27 protein-coding genes are annotated in these 23746 nt (G+C 35.6%); 23 read left to right on the top strand and 4 right to left on the bottom strand.

The window, feature by feature from the left end:
* Positions 1 to 48 precede the first annotated feature (48 nt).
* From C7K43_RS06250 to abc-f, 4 genes are all read left to right on the top strand, one after another.
* Positions 49 to 1467 (top strand): ISLre2 family transposase, encoded by a 1419-nt coding sequence (locus tag C7K43_RS06250; protein WP_124006081.1) that lies wholly within the window; start codon positions 49 to 51, stop codon positions 1465 to 1467.
* Positions 1468 to 1709: 242 nt separating this feature from the next.
* Positions 1710 to 1973 carry a type B 50S ribosomal protein L31 gene (locus C7K43_RS06245; protein ID WP_124006080.1) on the top strand — a complete coding sequence of 88 codons (264 nt, stop codon included), beginning with the start codon at positions 1710 to 1712 and terminating at the stop codon, positions 1971 to 1973.
* Positions 1974 to 2310: 337 nt separating this feature from the next.
* Complete coding sequence (locus tag C7K43_RS06240) at positions 2311 to 3042, top strand: YoaK family protein (RefSeq protein WP_124006079.1); 732 nt, start codon at positions 2311 to 2313, stop codon at positions 3040 to 3042.
* Between the two features lie 319 nt (positions 3043 to 3361).
* Positions 3362 to 4840, top strand: a complete 1479-nt coding sequence (gene abc-f, locus C7K43_RS06235; RefSeq protein ID WP_124006078.1) for a ribosomal protection-like ABC-F family protein — start codon at positions 3362 to 3364, stop codon at positions 4838 to 4840.
* Positions 4841 to 5017: 177 nt separating this feature from the next.
* Here abc-f and C7K43_RS06230 read toward each other — a convergent pair whose 3' ends face one another.
* On the bottom strand, positions 5018 to 5824 hold the full coding sequence (locus C7K43_RS06230) for an alpha/beta hydrolase (protein WP_226996753.1): 807 nt from the start codon (positions 5822 to 5824) through the stop codon (positions 5018 to 5020).
* A gap of 246 nt (positions 5825 to 6070) precedes the next feature.
* Between C7K43_RS06230 and C7K43_RS06225 the strand changes: the two genes are divergently transcribed.
* Positions 6071 to 7018, top strand: a complete 948-nt coding sequence (locus tag C7K43_RS06225) for a zinc-binding dehydrogenase (RefSeq protein ID WP_124006077.1) — start codon at positions 6071 to 6073, stop codon at positions 7016 to 7018.
* A gap of 61 nt (positions 7019 to 7079) precedes the next feature.
* On the opposite strand, the gene C7K43_RS06220 is transcribed toward C7K43_RS06225, so the two are convergent.
* Positions 7080 to 7562 (bottom strand): GNAT family N-acetyltransferase, encoded by a 483-nt coding sequence (locus tag C7K43_RS06220; RefSeq protein WP_124006076.1) that lies wholly within the window; start codon positions 7560 to 7562, stop codon positions 7080 to 7082.
* 80 nt (positions 7563 to 7642) lie between these two features.
* A complete protein-coding gene (locus tag C7K43_RS06215; RefSeq protein ID WP_124006075.1) occupies positions 7643 to 8569 on the bottom strand; it encodes a sugar-binding transcriptional regulator in 927 nt (308 codons plus the stop codon).
* A 181-nt stretch (positions 8570 to 8750) separates the two neighbouring features.
* Between C7K43_RS06215 and C7K43_RS06210 the strand changes: the two genes are divergently transcribed.
* The 18 genes from C7K43_RS06210 (at position 8751) to C7K43_RS06130 (ending at position 22725) form a co-directional block, all read left to right on the top strand.
* Positions 8751 to 9446: a triose-phosphate isomerase gene (locus C7K43_RS06210; protein WP_124006074.1), complete on the top strand. Its 696-nt coding sequence runs from the start codon at positions 8751 to 8753 to the stop codon at positions 9444 to 9446.
* A gap of 2 nt (positions 9447 to 9448) precedes the next feature.
* A complete protein-coding gene (locus tag C7K43_RS06205) occupies positions 9449 to 9967 on the top strand; it encodes a YjbQ family protein (RefSeq protein WP_124006073.1) in 519 nt (172 codons plus the stop codon).
* 28 nt (positions 9968 to 9995) lie between these two features.
* Positions 9996 to 10835, top strand: coding sequence for a class II fructose-bisphosphate aldolase (locus C7K43_RS06200; protein WP_124006072.1), 840 nt, complete (start codon positions 9996 to 9998; stop codon positions 10833 to 10835).
* 225 nt (positions 10836 to 11060) lie between these two features.
* Positions 11061 to 11861, top strand: a complete 801-nt coding sequence (gene phnX, locus C7K43_RS06195; RefSeq protein WP_124006071.1) for a phosphonoacetaldehyde hydrolase — start codon at positions 11061 to 11063, stop codon at positions 11859 to 11861.
* A 185-nt stretch (positions 11862 to 12046) separates the two neighbouring features.
* Positions 12047 to 12670 (top strand): GNAT family N-acetyltransferase, encoded by a 624-nt coding sequence (locus C7K43_RS06190; RefSeq protein WP_157977735.1) that lies wholly within the window; start codon positions 12047 to 12049, stop codon positions 12668 to 12670.
* A gap of 497 nt (positions 12671 to 13167) precedes the next feature.
* Entirely contained in the window at positions 13168 to 13743 is a 576-nt protein-coding gene (locus tag C7K43_RS06185) for a hypothetical protein (protein WP_124006069.1), read from the top strand.
* Positions 13744 to 13906: 163 nt separating this feature from the next.
* A complete protein-coding gene (locus tag C7K43_RS13195; RefSeq protein ID WP_157977734.1) occupies positions 13907 to 14083 on the top strand; it encodes a hypothetical protein in 177 nt (58 codons plus the stop codon).
* 290 nt (positions 14084 to 14373) lie between these two features.
* The gene (locus tag C7K43_RS06180; protein ID WP_124006068.1) at positions 14374 to 14934 is read left to right on the top strand and encodes an Asp23/Gls24 family envelope stress response protein; all 561 of its coding nucleotides are present in this window, start codon (positions 14374 to 14376) and stop codon (positions 14932 to 14934) included.
* A gap of 108 nt (positions 14935 to 15042) precedes the next feature.
* The gene (gene amaP / locus C7K43_RS06175) at positions 15043 to 15603 is read left to right on the top strand and encodes an alkaline shock response membrane anchor protein AmaP (protein ID WP_124006067.1); all 561 of its coding nucleotides are present in this window, start codon (positions 15043 to 15045) and stop codon (positions 15601 to 15603) included.
* A 12-nt stretch (positions 15604 to 15615) separates the two neighbouring features.
* Positions 15616 to 15804 (top strand): DUF2273 domain-containing protein, encoded by a 189-nt coding sequence (locus C7K43_RS06170; RefSeq protein WP_124006066.1) that lies wholly within the window; start codon positions 15616 to 15618, stop codon positions 15802 to 15804.
* Between the two features lie 29 nt (positions 15805 to 15833).
* Complete coding sequence (locus C7K43_RS06165; RefSeq protein ID WP_124006065.1) at positions 15834 to 16349, top strand: Asp23/Gls24 family envelope stress response protein; 516 nt, start codon at positions 15834 to 15836, stop codon at positions 16347 to 16349.
* 31 nt (positions 16350 to 16380) lie between these two features.
* Positions 16381 to 16623: a GlsB/YeaQ/YmgE family stress response membrane protein gene (locus C7K43_RS06160; protein WP_124006064.1), complete on the top strand. Its 243-nt coding sequence runs from the start codon at positions 16381 to 16383 to the stop codon at positions 16621 to 16623.
* 248 nt (positions 16624 to 16871) lie between these two features.
* Positions 16872 to 17450, top strand: a complete 579-nt coding sequence (locus C7K43_RS13640) for an acyltransferase (RefSeq protein WP_124006063.1) — start codon at positions 16872 to 16874, stop codon at positions 17448 to 17450.
* Between the two features lie 159 nt (positions 17451 to 17609).
* The gene (locus C7K43_RS06150) at positions 17610 to 18107 is read left to right on the top strand and encodes a VOC family protein (protein ID WP_124006062.1); all 498 of its coding nucleotides are present in this window, start codon (positions 17610 to 17612) and stop codon (positions 18105 to 18107) included.
* A 290-nt stretch (positions 18108 to 18397) separates the two neighbouring features.
* Positions 18398 to 18877, top strand: a complete 480-nt coding sequence (locus C7K43_RS06145) for a hypothetical protein (protein WP_124006061.1) — start codon at positions 18398 to 18400, stop codon at positions 18875 to 18877.
* 439 nt (positions 18878 to 19316) lie between these two features.
* The gene (locus C7K43_RS06140) at positions 19317 to 21560 is read left to right on the top strand and encodes an ATP-binding cassette domain-containing protein (RefSeq protein WP_124006060.1); all 2244 of its coding nucleotides are present in this window, start codon (positions 19317 to 19319) and stop codon (positions 21558 to 21560) included.
* A 30-nt stretch (positions 21561 to 21590) separates the two neighbouring features.
* The gene (locus C7K43_RS06135; protein WP_157977733.1) at positions 21591 to 22217 is read left to right on the top strand and encodes a GNAT family N-acetyltransferase; all 627 of its coding nucleotides are present in this window, start codon (positions 21591 to 21593) and stop codon (positions 22215 to 22217) included.
* 40 nt (positions 22218 to 22257) lie between these two features.
* Positions 22258 to 22725 carry a TspO/MBR family protein gene (locus C7K43_RS06130; protein WP_124006058.1) on the top strand — a complete coding sequence of 156 codons (468 nt, stop codon included), beginning with the start codon at positions 22258 to 22260 and terminating at the stop codon, positions 22723 to 22725.
* 204 nt (positions 22726 to 22929) lie between these two features.
* Here the strand turns inward: C7K43_RS06130 and C7K43_RS06125 are convergent, their stop codons facing one another.
* Entirely contained in the window at positions 22930 to 23733 is an 804-nt protein-coding gene (locus C7K43_RS06125) for a Cof-type HAD-IIB family hydrolase (RefSeq protein ID WP_124006057.1), read from the bottom strand.
* Positions 23734 to 23746: the final 13 nt, after the last annotated feature.

Below are 23746 nucleotides of genomic sequence, written 5' to 3'. Positions count from 1 at the left end.
CTCTAGTTATTGGGCTGTGACAGGCACTAATAACAGAGGCGGTTTCTTATGGAGTCTATTATAACAGATTTAGTTAAAGTAATGAAGGAGGAAACCTCCTTTTTAAGACGAGAAAAGGCGATGATGCACTTCTTTTCCCAACTGATCATTTTCTTAGCACAAGAGGCCTTTCGCCAGTTAGATGATGAGCTTTTTATCGAAGCCAAAGCGCAAGGCTATCAAAGTGATCGAAAAAGCTCCCGGACGGTAACCTTTCTTTTTGGCACCGTGACCTTCCATCGAAGACGAATGAAAAACGCGTCAGGCGATATTTATTACCCGCTCGATAAGTTTTTAGGGATTCGTAAAGGAAGCCGTTATAGTTCATTGGTGCTGCGAAACGTCGCTGAGTTAGGTTCGATGATGGTCTATCGCCATGTCGCAAAAGCCGTTGATTGTTTAACGTCGTGGAGTATGAGCCATCAAAATGTCCAACAACTCGTTGTTCAAACCGGAAAACTTATTCAAGCAAGAAGCACGCGAGAAGAACGTTATGACGAGGTTGTAGAGAAGAAAAAAGTGCCGTTTCTTTACCTGGAAGGGGACGGTGTGCGAATTCATGGACAGAAAAAACAACCACTCGAAATTCATCGTTTTCAAGTGTGTGAAGGAAAACAGGAAGAAGGCAAACGCTCGACTTTGATCCACCCGCATTTTATCAGTGATCTGAATCGACAAAAAGCCCAACGAGAAATGATGCATTATCTCCAGGCGAATTACGATTTGAGAGATACGGTTGTGGTTTCCAACAGTGATGGGGGTTCAGGTTATGAAAAAGCGGTCTTTGACGAATTGGCGCTCGGTTGTTTACGACATGAGCACTTCCGCGATCGCTATCACGTGCAGCGAAAAGTCAAAGAGCGTTTGTATTTCGTCCCCCAACTTCAACCGAAAATACAGGAAGCCCTTCGACAGTATGATTGGGATAAAGTCCAAACATGTTTAGATACTGCGGAGAGTTTGATCGTGGAAGACGAAGAAAAAGCGAATGAGCAGCTGCGCCTTCTATCGGCGTATTTCGTACGGAACTGGCCTTATTTACGTCCGCTGAAAGATCGAGGGGTTCAAGATCCCCAAGCTTGTATTGGCACCATTGAAAGTACGCATCGAAAAATCACCTATCGAATGAAACGGCAAGGACGATTATGGACGAAGACAGGCGCCACCGCTATGATTCAAGTGATTGATAGTCTTCGAAACCATGAAATTAACGGATGGCTCAATCAATATGATGAACTCCCTCAGAAGGACGTTGAGCGGGAACAAAAGTGGAAAAAGATGAAACGCGCTGTTCAGAAAAAACCGAAATTTTATTCGCATGAAGGAGTTTTTAGTGGACAAATCGCGGAAGGCTATGCGAAGAGTTCCCCGCTAGGCCAGTTTTCGAACAATCTTAAGCAATTAAATCCAACTCCCCATTACTTATGATGGAAAGGGGCTTTTTTCCATCATAAGTAATGGGGCCAGCCGACCGCAAGGGAGGCTTATGAACGATCAAAAAATAAATAGTGGCTGTCCAAAATGCCTCTTTTTTATTCAACCTCAGAAAATTTGACACATACAAGAGATAAAAGTTAATTGCATCCACCAATAAAAAATGTTAAGATATTCGTGTTGTAAAGAAATAACTCTGATTTAGTAAATAACTCAGGGCAAAGGAGCGTAATAATATGAGACAAAATATTCATCCAGAATATCATCCAGTTGTATTTATGGACACAACAACCGGCTTTAAATTCTTGTCAGGTTCAACAAAAAACTCAGAAGAAACCATCGAATGGGAAGACGGCAATACTTACCCAGTAATCCGTGTTGAAGTAACTTCTGATTCACATCCATTCTATACTGGACGACAAAAATTCACGCAAGCAGATGGACCAGTGGACCGTTTCAACAAAAAATACGGTTTCAAAGATACCAACGCTGTGGAATAATAAAAACGCTGATTTATCAGCTTTTAGAGGGTATCCTGATCATAGGATGCTCTCTTTTTTTGCTTTTGTCCTTAGCGATTTTTTTGCGTTTCGTTCAAAAAAGATATTACGGACTATACATAACAAAGGAAAAGATTTTTAAAGAATTATTTTGCCAAAAATGGAGTGTGTATTTTCTGATAGAGTAAATTGTTATATTACAAGTCAAACGAGAGTCAAAAACAATAAATCACTGCTTCTTATGCATGTTGTTAATTCTTATTTTTTAGGATTAACACCAAAAGAATGAGAGATTTTACTCTCTAAAAAAACAAATAGACCAAAGGAGAGTTTGTCATTGGAAAAAATCCTAAAAAATATGAAGAAAATGGATGCCTATATTCACTATATGATCACACTTTGTGGTGGCTTTTTTGGTGTATATGCAATCGTAAGTCGTATGGGAAATTTTGGCCAAGCCCAAACAGTTAATTTAATTGAAATGGTAGGAAATATTCTAGGAAAAGATCTGACAGGGGCAATCATCCGTTTGCTAGCTGTTCTAATTTTTATAAGCGGCATAGTTTTAGCCACTATACTTGAAAAAAAAGGCAAATTAGACCAGCGATACCTTGCTATTTTTTTTGATTTTATGGCAGCTATTATCGTTGGTTTTTCCCCGCTTAGCATGGATCCTGTTATTGCGCTATATCCTTTTTTCTTTGCTACTGCGTTCCAATGGTGCGTGTTTAAAGGCGCTAAGGGATATGCGAGCGCTACGGTTTTTTGCACAAATAACCTGAAGCAAACGACAATTTCAATAATGGAATGTCTTTTTATGACAAAAAATAATCCTGAAAGAAGAGAAAAATTAGAAAAAGCAAAATTTTATGGTAGTACATTTTTAAGTTTTTACATAGGTGTGGTCGTTGGCTATTTTTCATGGTATTTTTATGGTGCTCACAGCATTTGGTTTATCGCAATTCCACTTTTAGTTAATTTTATATTAGTCTTTGTAGAAAAGAACAAATACGAAGCTAATTTTAATATTCAAAAAAATATGGTTCATGAATCGACTTTGGAAAAATAAATATAATAATTATTATTTTAATGAGTGTTAATTCTACTTAAACAAGCAAAAACTTTACTTTTTTGAACGATTAAGTTACTATTAGGATGAAAATTATGAAGGAGGGAAGTATACAATGGTTGCATCTATGAGATTGCGTTTTTTACTTTTGAATCAATAATTAAATATTAAATTCAAAAGTCTTAGGAATGGCGATTTCAAGGGATGAGTGTATACTTTTCTGATAAATATAAACTGAAATAGCTGGGATAGTTCCGTAGAAGACTATCCCTTTTTGTGTGCTCATTTTTCCTTTTCCTAAGTAAGAAAGGAACGCACTATGGAAAAATTAACCGTTAAATTAACGAATATACAACAAAATTTTGGAGCAAAAGAAATACTAAATATCGAAGAATTATCTGTTTACGAAAATGACCGAATTGGCATCATTGGAGGAAACGGACAAGGAAAGTCCACGTTACTAAAAATCATTCATGGCGATTTGATACCAGAAGGAGAGGTACAAAGGGAAACAGAATTTAATTATTATCCGCAAATAGCTGAGCTTGATGAATTATTTAATATAGATTCACTCGATTGGGAATTGGTAAGCCAGTTTGCTATCCCTAAAAATAATGTTCAGACACTAAGTGGTGGCGAAGAATCGAAGTTTCGTTTGGCTCAGCTTCTTTCGGTTTATCAAATGGGGCTCTTGCTGGATGAACCTACCACACATCTTGATCAAGAAAGTATAAAAAAATTAGTGGAAGAATTACGATATTATTATGGAACTTTATTGTTTGTAAGCCACGATCGTTACTTTTTGAACCAATTGGCAAACAAAATATGGGAAGTTCAAGATGGTAAAGTCGTTGAATACGAGGGTAACTATGATTCTTACAAACAACAGAAAGAATTAGAATATATCGAAAATGAACGGGCGACAGAAAACTATTTGCAAGAGAAAAAACGTTTAGAAACAGCTATTACGAAAAAGAAAGAACAAGCAGAAAAAGCAAGCAAAGTTTCCAATAAGAAAAAGCAGCAAAATATTCGTCCTGATCGCCTGGCTTCTTCAAAACAAAAAGATACCGTACAAAAGAACATGCAAAAAACTGCTAAATCAATGGAAGCACGTTTGTCCAAGCTACAAGAAGTAACACCGAATGAAAAACAGCAAGAGATCGCTTTTCCTTCGCCAAAATCAGTGGAAATTCATAATAAGTTTCCGATCCGTGGCGAAAACCTTCATTTAGTTGCGGGTAATAAAATTCTTTTGGATAAAGTTGATTTTCAATTCAGTTTAGGAAAGAAAATAGCGATTGTTGGTGAAAATGGCATCGGCAAGTCGACATTACTTGATTATATTGTAAATAATAATGAAGGAATCATTTTATCGCCTAAAGTAGTTTTTTCAGTTTATCGTCAAATGGATTATAAATTATTTGGTGATGAAACGATTTTGTCCTTTTTGATGAAGCATACGGAATATCCGGAAAGCCTTGTTCGTAGTATTTTAAATAATTTGAATTTTGCTCAATTCGAGGTAAGCAAGCCGCTATCTGGTTTAAGTGGAGGTGAAGCAACTAGACTGTCGATTGCATTACTATTTGCTCGCCCTTCAAATGTACTGGTATTAGACGAGCCTACAAATTTCATTGATTTGAAAACAACCGAAGCTTTAGAAAAATTAATAGCTGGATACGAAGGCACAGTTTTACTCACTTCTCATGATCCTTATTTTGTAGAAAAAGTGGCTGATGAAGTGTATGAGTTTAAAGAGCAGCAATTGCGGATGATTTCAAAAGAAGAAATATGAGGCATTTTATAATCGTGTTCTTTTCAAACATGAACTGAGAGCTTCGAGTATCCTTAAAATTTCAATACAATTTCATTGCCAAAAAAGAGAGTTCCCTTCAATAAAGGGACTCTCTTTTTTAATCGATATTTTACTTTTCATTTCTATAGCCAACCCGCTATACTATAAGCTATTTTATTAAAGACGTTTGTTTAGCCACTTTATACATGTTGGAAACCACGTTGCAATATCTGAATCAATATAATCTTGTGTCATATATTTTGCCGATGATCTTGTAGCTAAGGATAAACCATGGAGTCCTGTTTCAAAAATATGACATTCAAATTTTATGTCGTTTTCTTCTAATTTTTCACAATACTTCAAGGTGTTTAAGACTGGAACCGAGGGGTCATTTGCTGTATGCCAGATAAAAGTATCGGGCGTGTTTTGATTTATTTTGTCAGGCGTTTCAAACTCTTTCAAATCTTCAATTAAAAAATCAAAATGCGACGTATTCCTTGGCCAGCCAAATTCAAATCCAGTAACAGGATAGCAGAGAATGGTTCCCCTTGGCTGCAGATTAACAGAATGGTCATCACTCCTAATTGTATGCCAACTCGTTGAATAAGAAGCTGCCAGATGTCCACCCGCAGAACAACCTAATAAGAAAATTTTATTTGGATCAATTTGCCATTCATCTTTGTTTTGTTCAATGATTTCGAAGGTTTTTGCTATTTGTAAGATATTTGAATTTAAGAAATTTTTTTGCAGCCCATCTTGCATGGTTGTATAGTTCAAAACGATAGCTTGAAAGCCCTGTGAAAGAAAAGCTAGAGCTAGTGGTTCAGATTCTACAGAGGCTATAAATTCATACCCTCCGCCGGGACAAATAACCACTGCAGGAAATGATTCTTTCTCTGCAGTCACATTTTCTCGTAGGTATACATTAATTGAACTCGGCATATTTGGCTCAGATGTCTTTAACGATAATTCAAAAGTTTTCATTTATATTTCCTCACTTTTTTTGTTTTCATATCTGAAAAGTTTCATTAACAGTGTAGCATAGTTTACTTTATTAGAAATGTATAGAAAATATGGATAGGCGGGTGACTTTGTAAGATAAGTGGCCCATTATATTGAAATAGACAAATGAAAACATAACATTTTTATCCAAAAAATTTGACCGTCATTTGTTTAACCACTAAGATAAATAAAGGTACTCTATTAAAAATAGGAGTAAGGAGAGATAGAATGAAGGCTGTAACGATAACAGAAAATAACGAAATCGCAGTTAAACAACGGGAAGCTCCGCAAGTAAGTGTAGGAGAAGTTCTAGTCAAAATTCACGCTGCTGGCATGAATAACGCAGATGTCATGCAAAAAATGGGTGGTTATCCTGCTCCTGTCGATGCTCCGGCTGATATTCCTGGTTTAGAATTTGCTGGTGAAGTCGTTGAGATTGGGCCTGAAACTGAAAGATTCTCTGTTGGAGACCGCGTTATGGGGTTAGTTAGTGGAGGTGCGCAGGCTGAAATCATCGCTGTTAACGAACGTTTCTTAATGCCAATGCCTAGGTCATTGAGTTGGGAAGCAGCAGGTAGTTTTCCAGAAGCTTTTATTACCGCGCATGATGCTTTAAGCACTAAAGGTAACCTACGTCCGGGAGAACGTGTGCTAATTACTGGTGCTGCTGGCGCTGTCGGAGTCGCAGCTGTACAAATTGCTAAGTCAATAGGCGCAGAAGTGATTGCATCAGTTAGAAATCCTGATACCAGAGAAGCGACCAAAAAATTAGGAGCAGATGGAGTGATTGCTCCAGCCGATATGGAAAATTATGGGCCTTATGATGTTATTTTAGAACTAATTGGAGCTGCAGATTTTGCAGCCAATATAGATGCCTTAAATTATCAGGGAAGAATTATTTGTATTGGTTTCATGAGTGGCGCAGATGCCAATGTGGATATATCCAAACTTGCCTTTAAGCAAGCAGCGGTTTACGGTAGAGCGTTACGCAAAAGACCGAAAGAAGGTAAAGCGACAGCTATTCGCGCAGTGGAAAAAGAAGTGCTGCCTTTTGTTGAAAAAGGTGAAATGATAGTACCACTACACGCTACTTATTCACTGGAGGACGCGGAAGAAGCCTATGAAAACTACAATAAAAAAGGCAAATTCGGACAAATTGTTTTAGTAAACGAGTAATATTAACGATTATAAAAGTGCTTGACCTTCATTTATCAGGTTCAAGCACTTTTTTATAACATTACAAATTTCTATGCATAATATACATATCCGAATAACTATCATCTTTTAGACGAAATCCTGCTGGAATTGTGCCTACTATTTCAAAACCATTCTCCTGATAGGTATGAATTGCTGGTTTATTTAAGGAAACGACAGCATTGAATTGCATTCCCATAAACCCAGCTTCTTTTGTTTGTTTTAATGAATCTTGTACGAGTCTGGGAAATGCTCTTTTTCCACGAAACGCTTTGTCCATACAATAACTAGCATTGGCCGTATGGCTACAACGACCAATATTGTTAGGGTGGACGACGTAAAAACCAGCTAAAACATCATCGATTGTCATACATCTAACGATGGAATGCTCAGTTAAGTATTTTTCAAACTCGTTTTCGGTGAAAAGCTCTTCTCCTGGAAAAGCAATGCCATCCGTTAGTACGTTATTCCAAATGGCTGTCATTTTGGCGAGGTATTTAGGTTGATAGTTTTCAAAAGTAAACATGTAGCTACTCCTTCATTTCTTAGTACTGTTATAGTATCATGTTTGCCACTTATGAAAAATACACCTGTTTAGGATTCTTCTTATAATGTAGCCGCAATTTCTGAATCAATAATTAAATGGTCAATGACAGGTTGTTTTAGCAAATATTGGATACTAGGCGCTTTTTCTTTTCCAGAAGCTACAACCACAACTTCTTTGATGTTCATCAGATCCTCTAAATTAATACCAATTATTTTTTGTGAAATATTTGTTGCGACCGGCTGGCCCTCTTGATTGAAAAACGTTGCAAGTATATCACCAATGACGTTTTTTTCCTTCATCTCTCGAGAATCTTCTTCACTAAAATAACCCAACTTTCGATAAGAAGAGGATTCAATTGGATTGCCTACCGCAGCAATTGCCATGTCGACATTTTTTCCTTTGCGGATAATATTGTTAATAAATTGTGATTTGTCAAACGTTTCCTTCATTTCCAAACTTTCAGCAATCGCTGGAGCATAAAAATAATCAACATTGCAATTATATTTTTGCGACAATATAAAAGCTAAATGGTTGGATTGATTTTTGACATTGGAAACATCAACACCTCCAATAAGCGGTACAATCGATAAGTCTTCAAAATGATGAAAACTTGCAGCTTCTGCAAATTTGTTCAAAGTAGAACCCCAACCGATCCCTAGACTTTTTATACGCTTTAGGTTGTTTTCCACAAAAGTTGCACATAAGTTGCCAACTTCTTGTTTTGCCTCATCTTCCGAATCGCTTGCTGAAGAAATGAGCACGGTTTTTAGCCCATATTTTTTCGCTAAGATTTCTTGTTGTTCAAAATTCATAATTTCCGAATCTTGAATGGAAATTTTAACGATCCCGCGTTCTACAGCTTCTTTCAATAAAGTCGCAACAGTAGGTCTAGAAACGCCTAGTTGTTGGGCTATTTCAGTTTGGTTCACGTTTTCTTTATAAAAAAGCAAAGCAGCTTTTACTATCATTTTATCTCTATTATTCATTATGTTCTCCTATACAGGTAAAATTCTTGTGTATTTTCATTTATTATAACACGAGGTTTTATTTATCAAATGAAAAACAGATTATCATTTGGTAAATTTTGTGTTGACATTAAATCTTGTGAAAGTTATACTAAATTATATCAAATGTAAAATAATTTTACAAATGGAAAGGAAGAGATCGATGGAAATACAGGCGCCATTTTTTACCTTTAATCCGAAGTCCTATTTTTACGGTGAGCAACTCTTGGAATTAGCAAAAAAAGCAGATGAATTAGCAGAAAGATATCCTTATCTAACTATACTTGTGACAGCCCCTTATGCAGATTTAGCAAATATTGCGTCGCATACCAAACATATTATTGTCACAGCGCAACATATGGACGGTATCGATCCAGGACGCGGGATGGGCGCAGTATTGCCAGAGTCGATTTACCAAGCTGGCGCACGAGCCGTCTTTTTAAATCATGCCGAACGTCCTTTACAACTAGCAGAGCTTGTTCAATCCATAGAAAAAGCTCAAGATTTAGGTATCAAAACAATTGTATGCGCTAACTCGTTAGAAGAAGCGCGTTCGATCGCGTTACTGAAACCGGATATTTTACTTTGCGAACCGACTGAATTAATTGGTACGGGCAAGACAAGCGATGAGAGTTATATACAAAAAACGAACAGTGCGATTAAAGAGATTGATCCAAATATTTTCATTTTACAAGCTGCTGGGATAAGCACACCAGAAGATGTCTACCATACATTGCAAATGGGGGCAGATGGCACCGGTTGTACCAGTGGGATTACCGAAGCAGATTCTCCTGCAAAAATGTTAGAAGAAATGATTGAAGCGGTCAATCGCATATATAAAGAAAGAGAGGAAAAATAAGTATGAAAATTGAACACGGCTCGTTAAAAGTTAAATCAAATGGTACTAGAGTCACTTATTCAGACATCACTGAGCAAGTGCGACAACAAATTCAAGAGGCTGGTGTGCAGGATGGCGTATGTTTTGTTAGCTCTCAACATACTACCTGTTCGGTTATCTTTGAAGAATTTGTACATGATAAGGATTGGAATGGCGATGAGTTATTACAAGTGGATCTGAATCGTATTTTGGACAAACTGATTCCTAGGCAATTAACAGAAAGCGATTACTTATATCCAGGAGCTGAACATGTCAGTTTTTTAGAAGAACTATCACAACAAACACCGGATTATCCTAATGATTTAACAACGATTTTAAACGCAGATGCCCATTTACGAGCTTCTCTTTTTGGTTCCAGCCAGACTTTAATTATTAAAGACGGTGAACCGCTAATCGGTTCGGTCGGCTACATTTATTTTGTAGATTGGGATCAAAACAGACAACGTAATCGAACCTGTAATTTATTAATGATGGGTAATTAAAAATAACCAATTTAAAAGGAGAGAGAAAATGTTAGTGAACTCCAAAAAAATATTACTTGATGCTAAAAAAGAGAACTTTGCTGTTCCAGCGACGAACTTCATTGATTTAGATACTGCACGTTCTTACGTTACTGTTGCCGAAAAAAGAGGACTGCCTTTGATCTTGGCTTATGCACAGTCACATAGAGAAGTGCTATCGATTGAAGAAGCCGCGTTAATTGGCAAATTTTTAGCAGAAAAAAGTGATGTTCCAATTATTCTTCACTTAGATCATGGCGAAGATACGGATTTTATTTTTAAAGCGATTGAATTAGGATTTGCTTCAGTCATGATAGATGCTTCTAGTGAGTCATTTAAAGATAATATAGCAATCACAAAAAAGGTAGTCGAATATGCGCATAAGTTTGATGTAACAGTAGAAGCAGAATTAGGGCATGTTGGTTCTAACGACTTTTCAGAATCACCTACGATGACCGATTCGATTTATACAGAAGTAGAGGATGTGCTTGAATTTGTTGATCAAACTGGAGTAGATTCTTTAGCCATTTCAATTGGAACGGCCCATGGGATTTACAAAGCAGCGCCCCAAATTAATTTTGATCGGTTAGAAGAGATTGACCAAATGACAGAAATACCGCTTGTCTTACACGGCGGGTCTTCTAGTGGCGATACGAATTTGAATCACTGTGCAACACATGGTATTAGTAAAGTAAATATTTTCTCCGACTTTATTAATGATGCTTTTTCCGCGATTAAAGATCAACAGCCTAAAGATTATTTAGAGTTAAAAAATATCGCTAATCAAACAATGGAAGAAGTTTTAGATCATTATTATACTGTATTTGAAACAAAGTCAGTTAAAGCTTAAAAAAGAACCAAGTAAATTTGCTAAAAACGAATTTACTTGGTTTATTTTTGCCCATTGAGTATTTAAAATACTTAACTTTAGAGAGAGTACTTTTTTAAACTTGAACGTTCTCTAATTGTTTACTTGTACATCGCTTGATTTTATTGACGTAAGCATTTGAATAAGTCAATATACTAAGTATAGATCCAGCTTTACATAAGCAAAGAAGATTAAGGATGTGATTGAATGGGATCAGAGGTTGAAGGCGTTATCTTTGATTGGGCGGGGACCACAGTAGATTTTGGTTGTTTCGCTCCAGTCGATACCTTTATTGAAGTATTTAAAAAGCACGGCATTACGGTATCAGCTAAAGAAGCAAGAGAACCTATGGGTTTGAACAAATTGGAACATCTTCGTGCCATGTTAGCGATGCCTAGGATCAACAAACTATGGAAAGAAACATTGCAACGTGAATCTAATGAACAAGATCTTCAAAATCTTTACGAAACATTTGAAACAACATTACTATCAATTTTGCCACGTTATTCTGAACCTATTTCTGGTGTAGTAGAAACAATCAATTGGCTAAGAGCAAAGGGGCTAAAAATTGGTTCTACAACCGGTTATACGCCAAAAATGATGGAAATTTTATTAGCTGAGGCGCGTAAAAAAGGACTCGAAGTGGATGCTTGTTATACTTCAGTGGACACAAATTCACTAGGTCGACCTTATCCGTATATGATTTTTCGCAATATGGAATCTTTAAAAATGACAGCTACAAATAAAGTGATCAAAGTAGGCGATACTCTACAAGATTTAAAAGAAGCACGCAATGCTGGCGTTTGGTCAGCAGGTGTGATCATAGGAAGTTCAGAGTTAGGTCTAACTTTGGCAGAATTTCAAGCATTATCGGAAAAAGAACAAGCAGAAAAAATCCAGAAAGTGGAGGACACTTTTTTACAAAACGGAGCTGATTTTACAATCCAAACGATAAGTGAATTACCTGATGTCATTCAAAAAGTAAATCGACGTTTATCCAATAAATAATTTTGATAGAAAGATCAGGAAAAACGTTCAACTTTAAATTTTTTTGCATAAAAAATTTATAAATAAAATTGCCAATGCAAAAGATAGGCTAAAAGTCTGATGGCAACCTCCTTTAAATCAGGTAAAATAAAACAAAATTCACTATTTAAGATAAACATATGAAAAATGAGTTGGAGGTGAACATTTTGCGTTTTCGAGAAGCAAATAAAGAGGATCTTACAAGTGTTGCAGAATTATTGGCAACTTCTTTTTTGGATTATCCCTTATTTTCAATTATCGAAGAAGATAGGAAAAAAAGATATCAATTTATTTACGAATTACAATATATAAATGCGAAGTTATTTATGGCTAAGCATAAATGTTTTGTGGTCATCGATGAACAAAACTTAATGGGTGTGGCGTTATTAAAAGATTTACAAGATGTTCGAGGAGAATTTATTTCCTATATTCGATTGGGTTTTTATCGTCTGCTTAGAAAAGGACTTCTTTTTAAAACGCTGAGGTATCTGAAATTAATGAGAAATGTAGAGGAGCCTGTAGCCAGCTCACAAAGTAAAGGCTGGTATCTAGATATGCTAGCTATTTCTAGCAAAGCCCAAGGACTAGGATTGGGTAGTGAAATACTGGATTGTGTTATTGTGCCTTACATCAAGAAAAACGGTGGAGGGACCTTATTTTTAGCCACCAATACCGAATTGAATCGTAAATTTTACCAAAAAAATGGCTTTGACGAATACAAAGAAGCCGACTTAACCATCGACGGACGCAGTGTTAAAGATTGGAGCTACCGTAAAAAAGTTCACGCTTGAACGAAAAGAAATCGCTGCTTCACTTAAGCTTTTTTTACAAAGCTGCTTGCCTTCAATCAATCAAAAAAATTCCGCGTAAAGCATGACTAACTTTACGCGGAATTTTTTGGTTTGGTCCTTTGATAGAATTTGTTGGTAATTAACACATTCATTGAAACCAGCTAAAATTGCCGTATGACGATCTTTCTTATAACTAACATCCTAACAAAAGAGCCCTATACAAGCAATTATACAAGTTGGAAGAGAAAAGTTAATTATTGGAGTGCGAGAATCCGTAGGCTAAAAACTGACAGATGAAAAATCTTTATTAAAAATAAGTTTTATTTTATACTAAGTTATGTAATGACTGTTTTTGCTGCTGATAGACAAATAAACGCAACATCAGAGTTTGTATATTTGAAAACAGGTTATTTAATAATAAACATTATTGTAAACAGTAGGAGCCACTTGGATTTTTCGCAAGACTCTTAGAAAAAAGAATAAAGGAGCGATAATTTATGGATGTTATTAACGCTATTGGTTCTATTGGCACGCTTGTGATGGCATTTTTTTACTTTATATCTGTTTCAATGCAACTTTATCAAATGCGCTTAGGTTTTAGCCCAGCTCTTGGATTTGAACAAACTTTTATTATTCATGAAGATGGCAAATTTAAATTGCAAAACGCCGTGGACTTATTAAGAATAGGAGAAGAAGGCATTGATTACTTTAGTCTATATAATCTAGGCGGCGGCACCGCAAAAAACATTAATATTGATATTTATTTGGACAATGAGTCCCTACAAAATAAATATGTTCATATTTTGCCAGGAAATGAAAGCTATTTACTTCCTGTAAATGACAAGGTACATGATGGGTTAAAACAAGCGCTAATAGAAAAAGAAGAGCCAACTGAACTAACGATTGAAATGCAATACAAGAGTAGTATTAGACAAAAATGGCAAGCTGTTACATTAGTTGCTCAATTTGATTCATTTAGTGACAATAGTGCAGATAAAACGATTTTTGAAGTTCAATTTGTAAACACCGATAGCGAAGATAACAACGACAATGAAAAATCTTCTTCTCGCTGAGGGATATTTTTTTCATAATAATACAAAAAGTAAAAATTTATTTTAAAGACAGCATTTTTGCACGAGACTGAAAATCGTGTAAAAGTGCTGCTTTTTTGTAGTTAGGTAAGACAGTTAAGTTGGAACAATAATATACAACAAATAGAACGAAGGTAGGAAAAAAATGTTTATTAAGGTAGACTTAGATGATTATTTCCCAATTTATGAACAAATAGTTTTAGAGGTTAAAAAAGGAATTGTAAAAGATGAAATTCATAAACCAATTTTTAGCTTGATTTGTAACTTAGGACTTGCCTTATTCGTTGCTTTATTTATTTGGGTACATATTGTTAATATATAGGGGATTTGAGTGGTTATTGCTGGTAGTTTAAACTTATTTCAAATATAATAAGAGTAGATCAATTAGATGAGTAAGTTGGTTAATGTTAGGGTAAACCCATTGTTTTATTAACGGGAAGATAGAATCCTTTATAGGATGTTAAAAAAACATCATATATCGTTATAGCAGGATAAATTTAACCTCTTTAGAACTTAATATAACGATGTTCTTGCGTTTTGCTTGAAAAAATTAAAAGATATGAGTAAGCTGAAAATAGCAAGTGATATAAAAATAAGCAAGGAGGAATAAACATGGCAAATCAACCAGAAGATTTTGTTTCAACAGGAAATGATTCAGTTCAACCAACTGAAGGGGATACACAAGTCTCCGGTGAACTAACTTTTAACGATAAAGTAATCCAAAAGATTATCGGGATTGCAATGGAAAAAATAGATGGCTTATTGAATGTCCAAGGTGGTTTCTTTTCATCTGTTGCTGGGAAGATCGCTAATACAGACAACGTGACAGCCGGTATAGAAACAGAAGTAGGCCAAAAACAAGTAGCCGTTGATATGGAAATTATCTGTGAATATGGCAAAGATGCGGCGAAAATCTATGATGAAATTAAACAAGTTGTTGTAACAGAAGTTAAAAAAATGACGCATTTAGATGTGATTGAAGTCAATGTAAACGTGGCTGATATCCAAACAGAAGAAGAATACGAACAAAATAAAGAAACTTTGCAAGACAAAGCAAGTGACGCTGCTGATACTGTAGGTGCTTATACGTCTGAAAAAACTGACCAAGCAGCCGGAAAAATAAATGAAGGTGTCGACAAAGCGAAAGAAAAAACTGAACCCAAAGTCCAATAACTTATCATTTGGTTTAAAAGAGGGGCTTCACAACAACTAATAACTAAAATAGTGAAAGCCCCCTCTTTTAGTTTTTGGGTCGTCTAATGTGTCAGAGAGGGTGAAGTAATGGGGAAATTACGAAAGCTTTTAATCAGTATTTTGTTGCTCGGTTTATTTATCACATTGTTTTTTGTCATTATCGAAAATCAACAAGCAATCAATTTACCAATTTATTTTATTTCAATGGATGACTACCCACTCGTCGGGCAATATATTCAACCAGTCCTCTTTTGGTTAAGCTTAGTTTTTATCGTGCTAGCAGTGTTGCTTTTAATTATGACCATTTTTTATCCTAAAAAAAGCAATACGCTAACGATTAAACACGAAAATGGTACTTTAAAAGTTCAGAAAAAAGCGGTTGAAAATTTTGTGCTGAAAATCGTAAGCAAAGAACCTTTTATTGAAAATCCTAGAGTGAAAGTAAAAATGTATAAACAAAAAATTAGGATAAAAATTGCTGGTAATTTACGTAAGTTTATGAGTATACCCGATAAACAAAATGCTTTAGTAGATGAAGTAAAAAATGAAGTTTCTGCTTTGATGGGTACAACGGATAATATTAAAACAGAAGTACGTTTAGAAGATGAGCGGAAAGAAAATGCAGCTGAAAGAAGCAAAGTAGAATAGGGAGGTTGTCAAATGCAAGAATTAATTCAGCGTTATCAATATGGCATCCTAGGCGGTGGAATTGGTTTAGTATTGGCAATTCTTCTGCTGACGATTGGCTTTTTAGAAACATTATTAGTCGTCGTTTGCGTTTTATTAGGTACTTTTATTGGATTTTATTTAAATGCGATCGGATTTTTTGATCGTTTTAAACAAAAATAAAAAAGCAGTAGAAATTGGAGGAAAAACAGATGGAAGACAAAACAACTAACACAGCAACAAATCAAATTTCAGGTGAATTAACTTTTTCAGACAAAGTCATACAAAAAATTATTGGCTTTGCTTTAAGCGATATTGATGGCTTATTAACAATTGATGGTGGCTTTTTCTCAAACATTACAGAAAAGTTAGTGAACACTAACGATGTAACGACTGGAATCCACACCGAAGTAGGAAAGAAACAAGTCGCTGTAGATATGGATATTGTAGTAGAATTCGGTAAAGATATTAGAACGATTTACGATAAAGTTAAAGAGACTATTTCGTCTGAAGTAAGTGAAATGACACATTTAGAAGTGATCGAAATCAATGTGAATGTGGTTGATATCAAGTCTCAAGAACAATACCAAGAAGAAAGCGAAACAGTTCAAGATAAAGTAAGTGGTGCAGCTAGTTCAACAGGTCAGTACCTTTCAAAACAAACAAATAAAGCTACCAAAAAAGCAAAAAATGAAGTTAAAGAAAGAACTGAACCTCGCGTAGAATAAAAGGAATAACCAGACAAAGGAGTGAATAGTTATGGGTTTAATTTGGTCATTAATTGTTGGAGGTATTATCGGAGTTATTGCCGGAGCGATCACTAAAAGAGGCGCTTCTATGGGGATTATCGCAAATGTTATTGCAGGTCTAGTTGGATCAGCAATTGGTCAATCATTGTTAGGTAATTGGGGTCCTTCATTGGCAGGAATGGCAATTTTGCCTTCCATTATTGGAGCGGTTATCTTAGTTATTGTTGTTTCTTTCTTCTTAGATAAAGCATAAGAGATAAGAAGAGAGTTAAAAATAATGTAAGTCATAAACAGGACCAACGAATTCGTTGGCCCTGTTTTTTTACGGTACAAAATGATTGTGATTTTTAAGTGTGATCTATATGTTTACAAAGTTTGCTATTTGAATCAGGTCATTTTAATATATGATTATAAAGATAAGTTTTCTTAACGCAAGCACTTCGTATTTTCTGCGAATAAGCGTTGGTTTGAAGAAAATTTTACGAGAAGGAGATAGTACAGATGGAATTGCGAGAGCTTTTAACAAGAATGAACGCTGACGGTGTACTTTATCCCAATACTGATTTGCATCAGGCGATGAATGATGTGTCAAATGAAGCACGGCGTTTAAGTGCAAAATTAAATACGAGCGTTTATACGAATGAAGAAATTAGAGAGCAAATGTCGCAAATTACAGAGCAAGAGTTAGACGGTGATTTTTCTTTATTTCTTCCATTTACCACTGATTTTGGTAAAAATATCAAAATAGGAAAAAATGTGTTCATTAATTCAGGTTGTCGTTTTCAAGATCAAGGTGGCATTACCCTTGGCGATCAAAGCTTGATTGGTCATAATGTTGTTATGGCGACGATCAACCATGATTATGATCCAACGAAACGTGGCACAATGCATTTAGCACCTATCATATTGAAGGAAAGAACCTGGATTGGTTCAAACTCAACCATCCTTCCTGGAGTAACTGTTGGGGAGAATTCGGTTGTGGCAGCTGGATCCGTGGTTACTAAAGATGTAGAACCAAATACCATTGTGGGCGGGAATCCGGCAAAATTCATTTCGAATTTAGAAGATAAGATTAAATGAAAGTAAATTAATTCTAAAGAGCCATTTATGAACTTTGCTGAACCAACTGTGATAAAATAAGGATGAAGTAAAGTCGTTAATAACAGTAATGTCAGTCAATTGATGTTAACTAAACAAATTTGTTGGTCAATGTTTTAGTTTGAAAAGGAGGCTTTTCAAATGCAAAAAATAGTAACAAATTTATGGTTTGATACTCAAGCAGAAGAAGCTGCTCAGTTTTATGTTTCATTGTTTGAAGATAGTCGTATTCATAATATCACCCGTTATGGGCCCTCAGGTGCGGAAGTTTCTGGGATGCCGGAAGGTTCAGTTTTGACAGTTGAGTATACGTTGAACGGACAGGAATATATCGCAATTAACGGCGGACCGGCATTTACGTTTACTCACGCCATTTCGTTGATGGTAAATTGCGATACGCAAGAAGAAATTGACCGACTGTGGACTGCTTTTTGTGAAGAAGGTAAACCCGAGGAATGTGGTTGGTTGACTGATAAATTTGGGCTTTCTTGGCAAATTGTCCCTACCGAATTAAACGAGCTGCTCGACAACTCGGATCCAGTAAAAGTTGAAAATGTAAATCGCGCACTGTTTTCCATGAAAAAGTTGGATATCGACCAGTTACGAAAAGCTGCTACATCTAATCCTCATGAACAATAATTATAGTATTCATAAAAGTTTGAAATAAGGCAAAAGTTAACGGTACTTATGAACGTTATTTTGATACAGTTTGTAAGTAGATGAAACTTTTGTCTTTTTTTGTATGCAGTTAAATAAAAGGCTAACTTGATGCCTTTATTAAAAGTGGTATTGCGAAGAGCGCTTCAAATAAATTGATACTTTTTTTAGATAAACGTTGTTTTAAAAAAGCACGTTTTTCAGCAAAAAGTTTGGGTTCATTTTGCAAACATGATAAACTGAAGAAGATAATTTTAAAGGAGAGTGTTTTGATGAAACGTTTAAAATTAATGACGCTTGTCGTAGCATCAACGATGTTATTAGTGGGTTGTACGCAACAAACAACTTCTGAAAATAATGAGGATAACGAGGCAGCTACAACCTCTGAAACTGTAGAAGCAACAGCGCAATCTTCAGCTGTGAGTTCTGAATCAACGGAACAAACAGAATCTACAGAAGAATCTTCTGTTGAAGAAACAAGTGAGGAAACTTCAACTACTGAAACAGAAAGTTCAGAAACAGAAAATGATGTGGCTGATTTAGAAGAAGGAGCTGTGTTACAAGATACAATTGATGACTTGGACAATTTGAATGTGGAAACAGCTACTGATAATCCAAATAAAAGAGTCCTGTTATTTTCCAATGATGAAGGACAAAAACAATATAAAAGTGTATTTATCAAACAGAAGAACCGTTTGAAAATCATTGATATAGCTAATGACGATCTTTTAGTGAACCAAGTACTTGATTGATGAGATACTGAAATAGATGGATAAAGAAAACCTTACTCAAAAATGAAATAATGAGTAAGAAAAAAGCAAAACGTTACTCAAAAATGAAATAATGAGTAAAAAAAAGGTAAAGCGTTCCTCAAAAGCGCCTCTTTAAAGTACAAAAAGACAAAAATTAGCCAATAATGAGTAAAGAAAGAAAAAAACCTTACTCATTAATAAGATAACGAGTAAGGAAAAAAGAAAGTCTTACTCAAAAATAAAATAACGAGTAAAGAAAGGCCAAAGTCTTACTCAAAAGAGGACGATAGAAACGCTTAGTATAATGAAGTCAAGGGTTACGAAATTTTTACAACTTTTTTCGTAACCCCTGGCTTCTTTTTACCTAAAGCTCTAAGGCTGGAAAAACTAATTTTAGATGAAACATGTTATAATATAGTTACATTTGGAGGGTTATGCGATGGAATATATTAAAATGAAACATGTTAAACAAAATAACTTAAAAGACGTCACGGTAAAAATTCCTAAGCATCAATTGTCTGTTGTAACTGGAGTTTCTGGTTCAGGAAAGTCCTCGCTAGTTTTTGATACTTTAGCAGCAGAGTCAAGAAGAGAATTAAACGATACCTTTAGTAGCTATACACAAAGGTATCTACCTAAATACGGACGGCCGGATGTAGAAAAAATCGAAAATTTGCCCGTATCGATTATGATCGAACAAAAGAAAGTCTCGGCCAATTCTCGTTCGACCGTGGGAACATATACGGATATCTATACTTTTTTGCGGCTATTATTTTCGCGTGTTGGCAAACCTTTTATTGGTTATTCAGATACGTTTTCATTTAATCATCCAGACGGTAAGTGCCCAACTTGTGATGGTCTTGGGAAAGTAACAGAAATTCATCTTCATCAGTTGGTTGATTTTAATAAATCGTTAAACGAAGACCCTATCGACTTTCCGACGTTTCATAAAGGAAAATGGCGCTGGAAACGTTATGCGGATAGTGGCTTATTTGATTTAGATAAGAAAATTGCGGACTACACGCCAGAAGAACAAGACTTATTGTTTTACGCGCCCCAGCAACAAATTAAAAATGCACCGCCTGAATGGCCACATACCGCTTTGTATGAAGGGATCATTCCACGGGTGCAAAGAAGTATTATTCATTCTGATGAAGGACGCCGGCATCAAAAGCAACTGGATCGTTTTGTAACAGTAAAAGAATGTCCAGATTGTCATGGCAGTCGAGTGAACGAAAGAGTCAGAAGTTGTAAGATTATGGATAAAAATATTGCGGATGTTGTAAATTTATCGTTAGAGCAATTAAAAGAATTTGTTGCTGCGGTTACTGATCCTTTAGCGGTCAATGTAAAATCAGAAATTATGTTACGCGTCCAAGCATTAATTGATATCGGTTTATCCTATTTAACACTGGAAAGAGCGACGGGCACATTATCAGGCGGCGAAGCGCAACGAATAAAAATAGCCAAATATATTAATAGTTCATTAAATGATATTATGTACATTTTAGATGAGCCCAGTGCTGGCTTGCATCCACAAGATATTGAACGCGTCAGTCAAGCACTACTTGCAATAAAAAATAAAGGTAATACGGTGATTTTAGTCGAACACCATCCGCAACTCATTAAAATGGCGGATTATATTGTTGATTTAGGACCTAAAGCAGGGGAAGATGGTGGAGAGATTCAATTTGCTGGTCCATATGATAAGTTTTTACAATCAAATACGATCACCAGCCGAGCACTACAAGAAAAAATACCATTAAATACGGCACCAAGAAAGTCAAAAAGCACATTAGCAGTCAAAAATGCGGATCTTCATAACCTAAAAAATCTTTCCGTTGATATTCCATTAGGTGTGCTGACAGTTATTTGTGGAGTAGCTGGCTCAGGAAAATCTTCTTTAGCCAGTGTTATTTATCAAGAAATTGTGCAACAAGAACAAGAATTGGTTTATATTTCGCAAAAAAGTATTGGTGTTAATTTACGTTCTACGCCAATGACCTATCTGAATATTTTTGATAAGATTCGCTCGTTATTTGCCAAAGAAAACAACGTAAGTCCTGCATTATTTAGTTATAATTCAAAAGGCGCTTGTCCTAGATGTAAAGGAAAAGGAGTTATCGTTTCTGATATGTCTTTCATGGAGGACGTAACGACGGTGTGTGAATTGTGTCATGGAACTCGCTATAATGAAGAAGCTACCCAATATTTATACCAAGGAAAAACCATTGTGGATGTGTTGGAAATGAACGTGAATGAAAGTTTTGCGTTTTTTAAAGACCAATCATTTGCAGAGGAATTAAAACAGCTTTTGGATGTCGGATTAGGCTACTTAAAATTAAACCAATCGTTATCTACATTATCAGGCGGGGAGTTACAACGCCTAAAACTAGCGGATAACCTTCACCGCAAGGGAACAATTTATCTATTAGATGAGCCAACCGATGGCTTACATTTAGACGATATTCAACAACTTTTAGATTTATTTGAACAAATGGTTGAAACAGGAAACAGTATCATTCTTTTGGAACATCACATTAGTGTGATTAAACGAGCCGACTGGGTTATCGAGATTGGTCCTGAAGGCGGCAGTAAGGGTGGCTATCTTACTTTTTCAGGAACCGTGGAAGAATTAGCAAAAGCAGATCAGACAGTAACAGCCCCGTATTTAACACAATGAAGGTATTCAACTGAAAAAAGGATGAGAAATTTGACTAAGAATCAAGTAACTTTTCACATGCTTAAAGAAGACAACGATGAATTCATACAAGCGATGCAGTTGTTTGCGGAAACATTCAAAACAGAAGCGATCACTGCTTATACCTATAATTTTGACCATAAGCAGACAGAAAAACAGTTCTATGAAGCTACTTTGCTGAACGCCAGAGTTTATCTTGCAAGGGGTCATGATATTATCATTGCTAAAAGCAATGACGCTATAGTAGGAATTGCGGTTATTAAAAAAACGATTAAGGGCTCTTTTGCAAGTTTATTAAAAATTGTTGTTCCCAAGATATTTAACCTTTTTCCCTTAGTGACAAAGGTTAAATATAAAAATGCCGTTGCTATATCTAAAGCTATGAGGTTGTCCCAACCGATAAAAGAAAAACACGTGACGTTATCAGCGATTGCTGTATCTGCAAAATATCAAGGTCAAGGTATAGGTAAACGATTTTTAAATGAAGTTCATCAACGTTATGCAAAGGATTTTGAAGCTGTGTATTTATATACTGCAGATAAAAAGAATAAAGAGATCTATTCGCGTGCTGGATATGCAGTGATTGAACAGAGTCAAACAAGTGATTTTGACATGTATCATATGCTCTATCGGTTTTAAACAGTTGAAATGTATTTAAATTTTTGAGGAGGACGATAGGATGAGAAAGTGGGTCATTTGGTTAATAAGTGTCGTAGGAATTGAGTTAACAGGAATTATCTCAGGATTGTTTGCAGGAGATATTCAAAGTGTTTATCAAGAATTGCAAAAACCGCCTTTGTCACCGCCCGGCAACATCATTGGTACGGTTTGGACAATTTTGTATGCGTTGATGGGGACGGCCTTATTTTTACTGATTATCTCCAAAGTTGCCAATAAATTGAAAATTTCAGCGATTACTCTTTTTGCGATACAACAAATACTGAATTTTTCTTGGAGTATTCTTTTCTTTGGTGGTAATCATTACTGGATAGCAAGCCTTGTAATTATCGGTTTAATTGTGATGATCATTGCCTGTATCCGCGTATTTTATTACATCAATAAAGCGGCAAGTTATTTATTCGTTCCTTATCTTGTATGGTGTTTTTATGCCGGATATCTATGTTTGGGTTTAGCAATTTTAAATTAAAAAATAAGGAGCTATAACATAAGTAAAAACAAGATAAAAATATCCGAACTATATTATTGAGATCTGCTAATCGTTGTGGATTTGCGACGAGTAATCGCAGGAGCACAGTTTTTTCATGCGACGAGTAATCGCAGGAGCAATCTCTCTATAGTTCGGATATTTTATTATCAAATGGACTTATGTCATAGCACTATTTTTTTTCGCTTATTCAAATAAATACGATTCAATGACTGACAATACACCGGATTCATCGTTAGAAGGCGCTTGATGTTGAGCGGTTTGCCGGACTTTGTTTGAGGTGCTGTTTTGCATCGCATAACTATGTTTGGTCAAAGCAATCATTTCAAGATCATTGTTTGCATCACCGAAAGCTAATAGTTCATTCGGTTGGATAGACCATTTGTTTAGTAGTTTTGCAAGCGTGCTCCCTTTATTGATCTCTGGAATAGTAATGTCAATACTTCCATGTCCGCTGGAGACAGCTAACAGCTGATGAGCATATTTTTTATTTAATTGATCAACGATTAACTCAGCTTTTTCTATTCCTACGTCTAAGGCAATTTTGACTAATGTATCGTCAGGTAAAGGATTAAGAGTATCGACTTCTGCCAATTTATAATAATATTTTTTTGCAAAATTTTTGAAATGGGAACTAGCTGCTTTTAACAGATAAGCACTTTTTGCGCCACACAAGATAAACTCGTTATTGTTTGTACGATAAATTAAGTCATCAAGTACTTCTTGGATAAATTCATGGGGAAAAGAAGCGATGCTTTGTAATTGTCCAGATTGGCCAATAATCGCGCCATTTTCGGAAATATAAGTGATCGTACCATCTTTTTCTGGGAAGAAAGATTTTAACTGCGCATATTGATTCCCACTGGCTACAATAAATTTTATGTTTTGATCAACGAGTTGCTTATAGATAGCTTCAAATCGAGCTTTATCATAAGTGTTATTTGAATTTAAAAAAGTACCATCCATATCTGCTGCAATTGCTTTAATCATTGGTGCCTCCTTA

Source organism: Tetragenococcus koreensis, assembly GCF_003795145.1.
Taxonomy (GTDB): domain Bacteria; phylum Bacillota; class Bacilli; order Lactobacillales; family Enterococcaceae; genus Tetragenococcus; species Tetragenococcus koreensis.
This window is presented reverse-complemented; position numbering and strand designations above follow the sequence as displayed.